This is a genomic window from Candidatus Nitrospira nitrosa, assembly GCF_001458735.1.
GTDB classification, from domain to species: domain Bacteria; phylum Nitrospirota; class Nitrospiria; order Nitrospirales; family Nitrospiraceae; genus Nitrospira_D; species Nitrospira_D nitrosa.
On record NZ_CZQA01000008.1, the window covers coordinates 462,949 to 476,505 of the forward strand.

12 protein-coding genes and 3 tRNA genes are annotated in these 13,557 nt (G+C 55.9%); 4 read left to right on the forward strand and 11 right to left on the reverse strand.

What is annotated here, in order from left to right; all coding sequences use genetic code 11:
- Positions 1-26: 26 nt before the first annotated feature.
- From tuf to COMA1_RS11065, 8 genes are all read right to left on the reverse strand, one after another.
- Entirely contained in the window at positions 27-1,232 is a 1,206-nt protein-coding gene (tuf, locus tag COMA1_RS11030; RefSeq protein WP_090748282.1) for an elongation factor Tu, read from the reverse strand.
- Between the two features lie 84 nt (positions 1,233-1,316).
- Positions 1,317-1,392, reverse strand: a tRNA-Thr gene (locus COMA1_RS11035).
- A gap of 84 nt (positions 1,393-1,476) precedes the next feature.
- A tRNA-Gly gene (locus COMA1_RS11040) sits at positions 1,477-1,551 on the reverse strand.
- A 196-nt stretch (positions 1,552-1,747) separates the two neighbouring features.
- Positions 1,748-1,833: transfer RNA gene (locus COMA1_RS11045), tRNA-Tyr, on the reverse strand.
- 214 nt (positions 1,834-2,047) lie between these two features.
- Entirely contained in the window at positions 2,048-2,995 is a 948-nt protein-coding gene (locus COMA1_RS11050) for a hypothetical protein (RefSeq protein WP_090748317.1), read from the reverse strand.
- Entirely contained in the window at positions 2,995-5,004 is a 2,010-nt protein-coding gene (locus tag COMA1_RS11055) for an ATP-dependent helicase (protein WP_245631004.1), read from the reverse strand. Before COMA1_RS11055 ends, COMA1_RS11050 begins: the two co-directional genes overlap by 1 nt.
- Positions 5,005-5,093: 89 nt before the next feature.
- On the reverse strand, positions 5,094-5,621 hold the full coding sequence (locus tag COMA1_RS11060) for a DUF4112 domain-containing protein (RefSeq protein WP_090748322.1): 528 nt from the start codon (positions 5,619-5,621) through the stop codon (positions 5,094-5,096).
- Between the two features lie 237 nt (positions 5,622-5,858).
- A complete protein-coding gene (locus COMA1_RS11065) occupies positions 5,859-6,179 on the reverse strand; it encodes a hypothetical protein (protein WP_090748325.1) in 321 nt (106 codons plus the stop codon).
- A gap of 196 nt (positions 6,180-6,375) precedes the next feature.
- Between COMA1_RS11065 and COMA1_RS11070 the strand changes: the two genes are divergently transcribed.
- From COMA1_RS11070 to COMA1_RS11085, 4 genes are all read left to right on the forward strand, one after another.
- On the forward strand, positions 6,376-7,170 hold the full coding sequence (locus COMA1_RS11070) for a hypothetical protein (RefSeq protein WP_141654305.1): 795 nt from the start codon (positions 6,376-6,378) through the stop codon (positions 7,168-7,170).
- A gap of 66 nt (positions 7,171-7,236) precedes the next feature.
- Positions 7,237-9,384, forward strand: a complete 2,148-nt coding sequence (gene glgP / locus COMA1_RS11075; protein ID WP_245631006.1) for an alpha-glucan family phosphorylase — start codon at positions 7,237-7,239, stop codon at positions 9,382-9,384.
- A 29-nt stretch (positions 9,385-9,413) separates the two neighbouring features.
- Positions 9,414-10,787, forward strand: a complete 1,374-nt coding sequence (locus tag COMA1_RS11080) for a HEAT repeat domain-containing protein (protein ID WP_176697999.1) — start codon at positions 9,414-9,416, stop codon at positions 10,785-10,787.
- Between the two features lie 12 nt (positions 10,788-10,799).
- The gene (locus tag COMA1_RS11085) at positions 10,800-11,255 is read left to right on the forward strand and encodes a hypothetical protein (protein ID WP_090748335.1); all 456 of its coding nucleotides are present in this window, start codon (positions 10,800-10,802) and stop codon (positions 11,253-11,255) included.
- Between the two features lies 1 nt (position 11,256).
- On the opposite strand, the gene COMA1_RS11090 is transcribed toward COMA1_RS11085, so the two are convergent.
- The 3 genes from COMA1_RS11090 to COMA1_RS11100 all read right to left on the reverse strand — a co-directional run bounded on the left by COMA1_RS11090 (position 11,257) and on the right by COMA1_RS11100 (position 13,211).
- Positions 11,257-12,087: a HEAT repeat domain-containing protein gene (locus COMA1_RS11090; RefSeq protein ID WP_090748338.1), complete on the reverse strand. Its 831-nt coding sequence runs from the start codon at positions 12,085-12,087 to the stop codon at positions 11,257-11,259.
- A gap of 43 nt (positions 12,088-12,130) precedes the next feature.
- On the reverse strand, positions 12,131-12,334 hold the full coding sequence (locus tag COMA1_RS11095) for a hypothetical protein (RefSeq protein ID WP_090748342.1): 204 nt from the start codon (positions 12,332-12,334) through the stop codon (positions 12,131-12,133).
- 241 nt (positions 12,335-12,575) lie between these two features.
- A complete protein-coding gene (locus COMA1_RS11100) occupies positions 12,576-13,211 on the reverse strand; it encodes a septal ring lytic transglycosylase RlpA family protein (RefSeq protein ID WP_090748345.1) in 636 nt (211 codons plus the stop codon).
- Positions 13,212-13,557 lie beyond the last annotated feature (346 nt).

The following is a 13,557-nucleotide window of genomic DNA, read 5'->3' on the forward strand; positions in this document are numbered from 1 at the left end:
TAGCTGTCACATGACAGCTCTCAACTTCAGGCCAAGATTTCCGTGACGACGCCAGAGCCGACCGTTTTGCCGCCTTCCCGCACGGCAAACCGCAACCCCTGATCCATCGCAATCGGACTGATCAACTCCGCCGTCACACTCACATTGTCCCCCGGCATCACCATCTCCACCCCCGGATTCAACTGCACCACCCCCGTCACATCCGTCGTCCGGAAGTAAAACTGTGGCCGATACCCATTAAAGAACGGCGTATGCCGCCCACCCTCTTCCTTCGTGAGCACATAGATCTCCGCCTTGAACTTCGTATGCGGCGTGATGGTCTTTGCCTTACACAACACCATCCCCCGCTCCACATCTTCTTTCTTGGTGCCTCGGAGGAGCACGCCAATATTGTCCCCCGCCTGCCCCTCATCCAACACCTTGCGGAACATCTCAACGCCCGTCACCACGGTGGTCTGTGTCGGCCGCAGTCCCACGATCTCAATTTCGTCGCCCACCTTCACAATGCCCCGCTCACAGCGCCCCGTCACCACGGTCCCGCGGCCACTGATCGTAAATACGTCTTCGATCGGCATCAGGAACGGCTTCTCAATCGGCCGCTGCGGTGTCGGAATATAGGTATCCACCGCCTCCAACAACTTCATAATGGACGGCACACCCAACTCACCCTGGTCGGCTTCCATCGCCTTGAGCGCGCTGCCATGGACGATCGGCGTCTTGTCGCCCGGAAACCCATACTTCGTGAGCAGCTCCCGCACTTCCAGCTCCACCAACTCCAAGAGCTCTTTATCATCGACTTTGTCGGCCTTGTTCAAAAACACCACAATGTAGGGCACGCCCACCTGCCGGGCCAACAAAATGTGTTCCCGGGTCTGCGGCATGGGGCCGTCGGCCGCACTCACGACCAAGATCGCGCCATCCATCTGCGCCGCGCCCGTGATCATGTTCTTCACATAGTCGGCGTGGCCAGGACAATCCACATGGGCGTAGTGCCGGTTGTCGGTCTCGTATTCCACGTGACTGATCGCGATGGTCATAATCTTCGTCGCATCCCGCCGCCCCTGACTCTCCGAGGCTTTCGCCACTTCGTCATACGGCACATACTTGGCCATCCCGCGATCCGCACACACCTTCGTCAACGCCGCCGTCAACGTCGTCTTCCCATGGTCCACATGCCCGATCGTCCCAATGTTCACGTGCGGCTTCTTCCGCTCGTACTTCGCCTTCGCCATAACGTCACCCCTTTTTATCTAAAACCACTCAAAGGTGCTGACCCGCCGCTCATTCAAACCGCGGCAAGACGAGCAAACTTGGCCTGGAGCCCACGACGCGGATCGAACGCGTGACCTCGTCCTTACCAAGGACGTGCTCTGCCAACTGAGCTACGTGGGCCCCCTCGACTTCGTCTCGCGTCGTCCGTTATTCGTGAAGCGCACCCCTCTGCCACCCGACACTCTCTGCGCTTTACGGCTTCTCTGGAGCGGGCGATGGGATTTGAACCCACGACAGCCAGCTTGGAAGGCTGGAACTCTACCACTGAGCTACGCCCGCCTCTTCCCTTATAGTCCTGAGTGCTCAACGCTGAGTCCCACATCTGATACAGTGACCACTCAGAACTCAGCACTCACGACTGCCCGCTTCACAATCACCCCAGATACTCACACTTCCCTAACCTAGCACCCACCCAAAAACACCTACCAACTGCATGCCCACAGTCCACAATACCTGCAATCAACTCAGCGCTGCATGGTGGGCAGGCAAGGATTCGAACCTTGGAAGACATAAGCCAGCAGATTTACAGTCTGCCCCCTTTGGCCACTTGGGTACCTGCCCGCAATGTTTCATTGATCGATTCACACCAAACTCTGTAGCGCGAATAACAACCCGCTCAACAAAGACACATAGGCCTATCCGTGCACAAACTCCTTCCTCAATCCTCAATACAGATTGATTCCTTAGAAGTGCTCGGACAGGCTAGGTTACGAAATGCCGGATTCTATTGATGAACTTATACGATGTCAAGAGGAGAATTTGACCTCGGGCCTTTTTAGTTCGCTCTATCCTTCCCAGTCACACAGGTGGCTCGCCAGGCTGGACCGAACGATGCGTCGACAATCTTAACAAAATCACTCGAAAAACCAAATGCTTGCTCCATAATAGTGATGGCTTCTTCCAGGGATAGCTGTGAGGATTTAGCTAAGTACCGTTTCTGCGCAAGACGTCGTTCGTCCGGCTCTTCTGGGACATAGTACCCACGAAACTCACCGTTTTCAAAAGCCCTTTTAAACCGTGGAATCCATTGATAAGCGTCTTGCCCCCCACGAAACGTTGATTTCCCTCTCTGCTGGCGCAATTCCAGCTGATTCCACACCACCCAGCCGACAAAGACCGCCCACGTTTCATTCAAGGCCTCCCATGATTCCGCCTCCGTCAAATAGCGCGACTCCACTTCATCCATTCGCTGGACGATCGGAGTAATCATCACCTCTCCATAGCGACAAACCTGCTGTTCCTTCGCAAAACGCAGGAGTGTTTCTGAATCGCGCCCGAGCTCCCCGAGCTGAACATCTCTGACCGTGATGTAATCCATATAGGCATGAAACAGTTCATGGGAGAACACCTCCAACTCCTTGTGCGTCATCCTCCCAAGCGGCTTGAGCACTCTCCCCGCCGCATTGAGTGACAGAGTTCGGTTGAGAAGCATCCGATGCTCACCGGGATGGTACTCAGCAGCGTAGGTCCGAAGCTCATCGAACTCAAAATGGATAAAGTCTGGCGGGACCGCACGAAGAAACTTTGTCGGCACTTGTAAGCGTTCCGCCTCTACCAAAAGACGCTCCCAGGACCGGCTCCCATTTTCTTGCTCATCATGAGATCGGACCCCTGCCTCTACCGAGGCAGCCGACACCCACCAACAGCACCACAACAGGAAGCATCGAATCGTGAAGCATTTCATACGCACGGGGGGACAACCGGCACCAGAGAGTACTCGCATCAATAGGGGTCTTGTGCCATTCCCCAATCTCCTCCGCCCTCTTCAACAAGGGCGAGCATGTCGAGAAGGTCGGAAGACACATGATCGAGAAATCGCGACGGCTTCGAGAGCAACATCCCACTTGACCGATCATACACGTTAATGGGGTATGTCAAAAACAAATGCCGCTTGGCTCGCGTGACAGCCACATAGAACAGGCGCCGCTCTTCTTCCAATTCGTCATCAGCTACAAAGGAATAGGCGGATGGGAATCGGCCGTCGACCGCCCAAATCACAAAGACACATTGCCATTCCAGCCCTTTCGCAGAGTGGATCGTCGAAAGAACGAGCCGTTCATCATCACGATCAGGCGCTTCCACGTCCACAGCACTGCCGTCGGGGGGTTCCAGCGCCAGATCGGCTAGGAACTCATTGACGCCCTGATAGCCTTCAGCAATGGTGTGAAGATGATCGAGATCTCTCGTGCGCTTCGGATAATCGTCGTATTGGTCCTTCAGGATGGGAAGATAGTACTCGTAGATATGGTTAACTTGCTCAGCAGGCTTCGGGTCGTCCAATCGAGCCAGACTCTCCAGCGTATTAGCCAAAGCCTTGAGCCCCTGCCCGGAACGACCACTCGCCCCGCGTAGCACGTCAAACGGCTGTTCGGCCTTCACGATCGCCGCAAGTACATCCTGAGCCTTCTTTGGCCCGACACCTTCTACCAACATCAGCACGCGATGCCAGCTGACCGTATCGAGCGGGTTCGCCACGACTCGCACATGCGCCAGCAAATCCTTGACATGAGCTGTCTCGATAAACTTCATTCCGCCGCGCTTGATAAAGGGCAATTCCTTGCGAGAGAGCTCGATTTCCAAGTCAAAGGAATGGAAGCTCGAACGAAACAGCACAGCCACCTCACTCAGCGGCACGCCTTCCTCGCGAAGCTCAAGAATCTTCTGCGAGATGAATCGTGATTGCGCATTTTCTCCCGCCGCTTCCACGAGTGACGGCAGTGGCCCATCGATCTTTCTGGTAAAGAGGCGCTTCGTATATTTTTCGGCCGCTTCTTCGATAATGCAGTTGGCCAGGTTCAAGATCGGTTGAGTGCTACGGTAATTTTCTTCCAGCTTGTAGACCGTCGTGCCGGGGAACAGCTCCGGGAATTCCATAATATTCTTGAAGGTCGCACCCCGGAAAGCATAGATGGACTGAGAATCATCCCCGACGACCATCACATTCTGATGGGTCGTCGCCAGCTGACGAATGACTTCGGCCTGCAATCGATTCGTGTCCTGATATTCATCCACGAGGATATGGCGATACTGACGTGAAATGTTCGTGCGAGCGGCCTCATCGAATAAGAGCAGCTGTCGCAGCATGACCAGCAGATCGTCGTAGTCCAACAGTTGCTTCTGCCGCTTCGCCGCCTCATAGGCCTTCTGAAGCCGACCCAGATCCTCTGAGTGATCCGCGAAGTGACTGAACTCTTCTAGAATGATCTCGTCAAGGCTGCGCAACGTGTTCGCGCTCTTGCTGATCATTTCCATAATCGTCCCCTTCCGGGGAAAGCGCTTGTCTTTTTCGTTCAACCCCAGTTGCGATCGGACCAGAGCGATCAAATCCTCCGCATCACCACGGTCCAGAATGGTGAAGCCAGGCTCGATCCCGATTGACCGGCCGTACCGCCGTAGCAGCAAATTCGCCACGGAGTGGAACGTCCCCCCACACACGCGACGACTGCTCATCCCGATCAGTTCACCAGCCCGCTCCAACATTTCTTGCGAAGACTTACGCGTAAACGTCAGCAACAGAATATTTGAAGGATCAACTCCAGAATCAATCAGATACGCGACGCGATAGACCAACGTGCGCGTCTTCCCGCTGCCGGCCCCCGCAATGACCAACGATGGACCATCCCCCGCCGTCACCGCGGCCAACTGTTGCGCATTCAACGCAGCCGCGTAGTCGATGGACAACGTGCGCGGCGCAGTCTCCTCAGTGGGCCGTTTCAGTACATAGGTTTTCACGTCTCGTTCCATGGAAATAGGAAAAGGGCTGCTTCAGCAATTCACGTCTTCAGGAAGAACTGGTCCTATACCATAACTCGGCCTACCTTTTATACAGACAGAACGGTCCAAAGCCTGTAGACCAGCCAGATCATGAAGGCGATTGTCAGCAACAGTAGCGCCACTGTTCCGCCAATGATCCCGGCCACATAAAACCAATCGGCATGGGTTTCACGATCCGGCTTCTGGGCAGCCTCACGCAACAGCGCCGCATTTCTGGCATGGCTCCGAAACCAGACAGAGAAGAGATCTCCGACGATTGGAATGGCCCCGACTGTCCCGTTAATCAGCAGATTGAGACTCATGCGGGTCAGCACGATGCGTGGAATCTGTAAGCGGGTCGCAATGCCAAGAATAACTGTGCCGATCAGATTGGCAATGGCGTCACCGATCCCTGGAATCAGTCCAAGCAACGGGTCCAATCCAATCGACCATGATGTCCCAGGAATTCTGATCGATGTATCCAGCACCTTGGCAAGAATGTCCGCGATCGCGAGTAGATGCTCCCGCGCCTCATCACGCGGCAGTACTGTAACCCGAGGTTCTGCCTCTGTGCCTGTTACTGAGCTCAATCGCATGTCGGAACTTATTGCCCTTCCAGCGCTCACTCTATCGGAAGGGGGTGATGAGCAGCAATACAGTTGCAGAGCAAACTTGCAACAAGCATTCGATAAATTGTGCAGAACCTACAGACCCTGCTGCACTATCTCTGACGGGAAGCTATTTTGCGATACCATTTCAGGTGGAATAGGCTGGTAAAGTAAGTACGCAGTCACGGCACAATCAATGGACAAAACACCAACTAACTTTTTTGTTTAAGCTTGACCTTCGTCAGCCTCATACAAGAACTTTGGGCCAACATACCAAACACCTTCCAGACCTGGCTCTTTACACTGCCTTGAGATTTCAACATCAAATGTCTCGAGATTAATTTGGGCTTCAGTCGAATTATCCCAGTCGATGCTACCTTCGTTGACCGCCGCGTCCGCCAGAGCTCTTGCTTGAGAAGTGCTACTCGCAGTAAGAGCAATATTTTGAAAGAACCCTCCTAAAAGTTCCTGTTTCCCAGTTTCATCTTCTCCCGTGTACGGGACATCAAGCAAGACGCTAATGGTTAGCAGATACTGTTTCAACATGGGTGGAGCTCGTCTCTCGAAGCCACTCTCAATCTATCGGTTACACCCATAGAAATGGTACGCTTGAAGTCGAGAGCGAGCAAGAACTTGTAGAATCACCCTCTTTGCTCCCCACGCATGTCTCCGCTATAATCCCTCGCTCCTCGGAAAACCTATGGCTACCGTGACGACTGAATATAAAGACCGACTTCGCCAGTTGGCCGAACTGATGCTTGCCGTGTCGGGTGAATCCGTCACGATGATGAAGCGCAATGCCCCGGAACAGGCGCTGAAGCTCAAACGCCAGGATGAGTGGGGCATCTACCTGGAATTTCTCAAGATCATGTTCAACCTCACCGACCGCCTGGTGGCCCTGCACATTCCGTTGAAGGATCAGCTGGAATTCATGAACGGGCTCGAAGATGCGGTGACGCAACAATTGAAGCAGGCGCTGGAACCGGCCTTCGGCAACAATGCCGATCAGATGGAAATCGTGATGACGATCGGCACCACCGTGGCGGAAAGCCGGCAGACTTACGAGCACTACAAATTCCTGATCACCGAAGACTCCAAGACCAAGACCGAGATGTTCCGTGACTTCGGCGAGAAAATGGCCGACGCACTCGGCGCGCCACGCAACGCGCAGCTCAGCGCCGCCGCGTCGCTCTGCGCCAGTGCCGTTGTCCCGGCTCTCAGCGCCGTGCTCCAAGGACAGGCTCCGCCTGCGCAGGATGCTGCACCGCTGCAATCCCCCGCAACCGGGCGCTCGACCGAGCAGAAACCATCAACCGGCCAAGAGATCAAGCTCGTCAGCTTGATGTCGAGTGTGTCGGGCGAAGAAGTCGAGACCCGCTGGGGACTCCATCCTCGATTCCGAGACGATCTCACGCTGTCCGAGCTTCAACAACTCACCAAGCTCTTGAACCGTGTCGCAAAAATCCTTGGCGAACGGTATGCCGCCGTGGCATTCTCTAAAGAGTGGGCCACGTGGCATAAGGCCGGACACGCCTAGCTCTCACCGGCAGTCGCCCATCATTCGCTCATAACACATTGCTCGCCCTTGACCAAAGGAGTGTTTGTGGATTCTCCAAATTCGACGAAGAGTTCTCTCCCTCAGAACCTGAATCGTCTGCCTGAACTGGCACGGAACCTCTGGTGGAGCTGGACCCTGGAAGCTCGCCAGCTGTTTGAAACCATCGATCCAACCCTGTGGTTCCTGACCAACCATAATCCGGTCAAACTCCTCGCCGATATTCAGCCTAACCGGCTGACGCGCCTGGCTGAGGATCCTTCGTTTCTTCGCCAATACTCGGCCGTCTTCCGCCTGTTCGATGAATATCTGGCAAATAAGAAAAGTTGGGCCGGCACGCACCATGCCGACTTGGCAAAGAAGACCATCGCCTACTTCTCGGCTGAGTTTGGACTGCACGCCTCCGTGCCGATTTATAGCGGCGGGTTAGGAATCTTAGCCGGAGACCATTGTAAAGAAGCGAGCGATCTTGGACTGCCGTTTGTCGGCGTCGGATTCATGTACCCCCAGGGCTATTTCCGTCAGCGCATTACACCTGAGGGCTGGCAAGAAGCTGCCTATGCACCCTTTAACCGCGAGGAGTCGCCGATACAGTTAGCCCAGACGCCGTCCGGAGAATCCTGTCGGTTTACCGTCGACATGGGAAGCCGGCGCGTGACCGCTGCCGTCTGGAAGCTGTTAGTAGGCAGGATCACGCTGTTTCTCATCGATACGGATGTGCCAGAGAACAGCCCGGAAGACCGCGCCCTCTCCGCTCGGCTCTATGGCGGTGATCAAGAAATGCGGATCTGCCAAGAAATCCTACTGGGAATCGGCGGCGTGCGCATGTTGCGCTCGCTCGGGATCTCGCCGTCCGTGTGGCATGCCAATGAAGGACATTCGGCCTTTCTGACCTTGGAGCGGGTACGCGAGTTCGTTCAGAAGGGTTCGTCTCACGCAGAAGCCTGTGAGTTGGTCCGTCAGAGTACCGTCTTCACCACGCACACACCTGTCCCTGCCGGACATGATGTCTTCCCGCACCATTTGATGGACCGCTACTTTGCCGGATACTGGGAACAACTTGGCCTTTCACGCGACGAATTTCTCCGCCTGGGTGATACTCCTGAATCGCACGGTGGATTTAATATGACCGCACTGGTCATGCGCCTCTCCGCCCATGTCAACGGCGTCAGCCGGGAGCATGGCCGCGTCACACGCGAGATGTGGCAACACTTCTGGCCTGGATTGCCGATTGATCAGATCCCTATCCGGAGCGTCACCAACGGTATTCATGCGCCGACCTGGATCTCACCGGAGCTCCACCATCTCTACAGCAAGTCACTCAGCCCGACCTGGACACAGACCTGCGACGATCCCGCCATGTGGCAACGAGTCATGGATGTTCCCGACCATGAACTCTGGGCGGTTCGCCAAACGATGAAGCGGAAACTGATGGGCTTTATCCGCGACCGGGCCAGGTCTGGCTGGATGCATGGACATCTCCAACCTTCACAAGTACTCACACGCGGAACGCTCATGGACCCTGAAGCCCTGACAATTGGGTTTGCCAGGCGGTTCGCAACCTACAAGCGCGCCACCCTGCTTTTCCGCGATCTGGAACGGCTCAAAGCACTACTCCAAGACCGATGGCGGCCGGTCCAACTGATTTTCGCCGGCAAGGCCCACCCAGCCGATGAGCCGGGCCGGTACTTCATCCATGAAGTGCTGTCGTTCTGCCACGATCATAAGCTCGGCGGTCGCGTCGCGTTCCTTGAAGATTACGAAATGCATATGGCAAAGTACCTCGTGCAAGGCGTCGACATTTGGTTGAACACGCCTCGCTTTCCTTTGGAAGCAAGCGGCACCAGCGGCATGAAAGCCGCTCTGAACGGCGTGTTGAACCTGAGCGTCCTGGACGGATGGTGGGTTGAAGGCTACAACGGAGCCAATGGCTGGGGCATCCAACCGTTGAGCGAACAGGCAGACACGCAGGCCCAAGATCATCACGATGGAGAACAGCTTTATCGCCTGCTGGAACAAGAAGTCGTTCCACTGTTCTATCAGCGAGATCGTGACGGAATCCCTCGTGGCTGGCTGCAAATGGTGAAGGAATGTATTCGCACCACCGCGCCTCAGTTCTGCACCACGCGGATGTTGAAAGATTACGTCAGTCTGATGTACCGCGCCGCCACTGTGCGCATGCCTGCGACGTGGTAATTGGGTTCGAACGATCGAACCGGAGTCCGTTGCGCACGAGGTCTCCTCAGCCAGCTGCCGTCGCGATTGCGCTTGTTGGGCTGATTGCGTTTCTTGTTGGGGCACCTGTCGTTGCGACAACCGCAGGGGCACCTGCGTCTATTGAATCGAAGGCTACCGCCCTCTTCAAGGCGGGAGATTATCCGGAAGTTATAGCGCTCTACCGAAGTCTTCCGCCGGACGCGACGCCTCCCAAAGAACTCCTCCGTCTCGCCTTGCAGAGCTACGTCCGCCTTGGACGAACAGACGAAGCTCTCTCCATTTATTCCAAGCTGATCCAGCCTGGGCAATCGCACGATGCGGCGCTGCTTCGCCCCTTGGCTCTCGGCATGATCACCAGCCACGTACGAGACCGCAACGAACATGTTCGGATCGCCGCATACTCAGCCCTCGCGGAGTTGGGTCTACAGGAGACCGCGGCCATTCTGGAAGATGGATTGCTGGATTCATCCGTCGTCGTACGCGCACGGGCCGCCGAGGCGATCGGGAAAGCCGGCCTCGGAGTGACATCCGGCGCCTTGCGCCGCGCGTTACGAGATGCCATGCCGACCGTCCGCATCGCTGCGATGACCGCCCTCGGCGATGCAACCGCCACCGATGTTCGGCAACGATTGATTGACGTGGCTCGTACCGAGGATGGCCCTGAGTCCATTTTTGCTTCCGCCGCCTTGGTCAAGCTGGGCCATTCCGAACAGCTGGCTGAGATTATCAGTGCCGCAACGTTACCGGACGCTGAATCTCGGATGGCGGCATTGGGTGTCTTGGGACGCCTCAAACGCCCGGCAAGCCTCGCCGTCCTCGCACAAGCCGTCTATGATCCCGATCCATCAGTCCGTGCCTTTGCGGCCGGTGCGCTGGGGGAATTTGGATCCCCCGATGGCGCACCCCCGCTGACACATGCCATTGGAGACGAGAGCGCGATGATCCGCGCTGTCGCAGCCGCAAGCCTGGGTAGACTCGGCATCAAGGATACCCGACCGCTGCTCCTGGCACTGACTCGCGACCCCGACGCACACGTCCGTGCCAATGCCGCAGAGGGATTACTACGCCTCGGTGATGCCTCAGCCATCGCTTTGGCGGCTGAGTTGGCCCGACATCCTGATCCATCCATTCGTGGTGCGGCAGCCCAAGCCTTGAGTGCTTCACCGGATGAGCAGGCGCTCACACTATTGCAATCGCTTCTATCGGACCAACAGCCGCTCCCTCGACTGTCGGCGGCCAAGGCATTGCGAAAAAGCAACGACAGAGCCATCCCTATTTTGGTACAAGGATTACGTGACACCGACGAGGCGGTACGCATTGCGGCGGCGAACAGCCTCCTCCAGCAATTGGCCAAGCGCCCTGCATCAAAACGGCGCCGCTAACCCAGGACCACTATGGCCAAATTTCTCACAGTCTTGTTGCTTCTCGTCGGCGCGTTCGGGGCAGGCTATTACGTTGGACAACGGCCCGTCGGTACATTGCAGCAGTCCGTCTCCGACCTCCAGCACTCGCTGAAAGAGGTGTCAAAAAACGTGATGGATACCACGCTCGGAATCGAGCGCGATCTCCGTCGCCGTCAGGGGCTCGTCGAAGCCAAGTCTCGCTTCATACAAGCCAAGGTGTACGTGATCGACCAAAAGTATAGCGAGGCAGCGAAGGAACTCGCGGCAGTGATCGCGGCGATCGAAGCCGCGGCGAAGGGTGCAACGGTCGATGACACCACCGCGGCGCTGCATCACGTAATCGATTCGCTGCGAGACATTCAATTGGAACTGACGACGGGAAAACAGGTCTCGTTCAAGAAATTGGATGAGCTGCAACAACGAATGGATCAACAGCTGAACAAATAGCTCAGGCGTTGGCGGGCTCAGAGGTCGACTGCTTCTTCCACTTCGCCAAAATCCGCTCGACCCGCATTTTCACGACCATATCGGAGTCTTTGAGCAACGGTTTGATCGCCTCACGCCCACGATCGTCGCCGATTGACTCCAATGCCGCAGCTGCCGTCAAGCGTGTAAACCAGTCCTTGTCACCAAGCATTTGGATGAGAGGATCGATGGCCTCGCTGCTTTTGATCCGTCCCAATGCGAGGACGGCGCATTTCCGAACATTCTCATCTTTATCACGAAGCGCGGGGATGAGCTTCTCGACGGAGGGCGCACCCAATGCGACCAAGGCATCGATCGCATCGTCCTTAAACTCATCGTTCCGCAGCTGAAGCATTAAGGGATCCAGCACCCGCTCGTCGCGTATTTTTCCGAGGGCTGCGATGGCGTACTTGCGAACCTCCCAGTCACGGAGGAGCTTGAGCAGCGTCTCAACCGCAGGAGGTCCCACTTGGCCCATCGCTTCGATGGCGACTTCACGAACCTGCCAATCCCCATCACGCAACGCGCGGGCCAACGGTTCGACACACCGCTCGTCTCCCATCTCCCCTAGCGTAATAACGGCTTCTCGTCGGACCACCCAGTCAGGATCAGCCAATAGATCAATCTGGATATCGATCTCGTCCTTGACCTGCTCTTCTTCAAGCGCAACCATGCCTGGACCAGCCGTTTGCGGCTCGACGGTAACAGACCCAGCCGGTACGTCCTCAGCCATAGCCTCGCCGGACGGCTCGTCTCCAGTTTTCTGGTTGAGGGGATTGATATCTGCAGGGAAGCGGTCGATCTTAGAGTCCATAGAATCAGTCAACCTCTGACAAGATACCTTGCTGCGAGAGAGATTATGCCGAAGCGGCGGCTTTGCTGCCGGCTGCCCGTTTTTTCCGCTGCGCGAGAGCCCGCCGCTTACGCTGTTCCCGCTTCAATCGCTTTTTCAAGGAGCGGACGGCGGCATCCCCTTCCGGATTACTGTGATTGGTCGTCTTTGTGGCAATCTTCTTCTTTAATTTCACTTCATCCGATTCTTGCGCGCGCTTCTTGGCCATCGAATCATGCCTCCCCTTAATATTCACTCGTTATGATGGTCTTCGGCTGATGGAAAGTGTGCAGTCTAGTGGAGAGCTTTACATACTGTCAACCGGAATGGGCCCCACACCGTGTTCCCGAAATGAGCCTGCGTTACTTAAGAAGGGCGGCCCCCAAAGTTCCGCCTCTTCATGAACACCTGCTGACATTCTGTTAGAGAGACAAGCCGAAGCATCCCGAAGGGGACCAATCCCAGGGCTCTCAGCTAAGAACTAACGAAGCAACCGGAATCTGGATTGGATCTACCACGGATAACATGGCAAGAGCCCACCGGTTCCTCCTCGCAATCCAGAGATCGCCCGGGAAATTTCTCTCGTGAGACGTCATACCCTGCGAAGTCCGATCAACCGGAAGCATTCGACCGGTAAGAACCCATGACGCCGTGCCAGCGAATTGTTCCGCCATCAGCAGCAGCTCCGGACGGCGCTCACCGACCACCTCCACCTGCACATGTGCAACCCCTTCCCGTTCCATTCCCAGAAGAACGGCCGCCCCATGGGAGAGATCGAGAATCCGTCCCTTTTCATACGGTCCTCGGTCGGTCACTCGCACATGGAGATGTTTGCCGTTCGACAGATTGACGACGCGAACCACACTCCCGAGCGGGATCGTCCTATGCGCAGCCGTCAGCCCTTCCATATCGAAGATCTCCCCGTTCGCGGCCTGCCTCCCATGAAACTGTTCGCCATACCAGGAAGCAACCCCGCGATCCTTGATCCCGACATCCAGCTGGACCTCCCCTTTGGGAACCCAGGAACAAGCACCCAGGGACAAACACAAGGCCAAGGCAAAAGAACTCTTCGAGAAGAGCCGATTGTGGGGACCATCCGTGTGCATACTGGATCTACCTCCCTCTGAATGCTGACGTACTCTGATTTTCGATTGACTCAGAGTATGAAAGGTCTGGCACTTCGACAACACCGACGGGAGTACCCGTCACCCCCACCTCCGTATAAGGTTCTTTATTGTATGCTCACAGAACAACCTCGCCGCAAATTTGTGACGAGGGGGCGATTCATAGAGCCCTTATATAGCGGAGACACGTTATAAGTTCAACACCTGATAGTGATCGAGACGAGTTACAAGGTGTGAGAGGGGTGCCCGTGCTACTTCAGTACGCTCATTATTTCTGGATATATTCTGAGAGGCCACCGCCTGCTTCATGCCTTCTTACTCCAGTCGT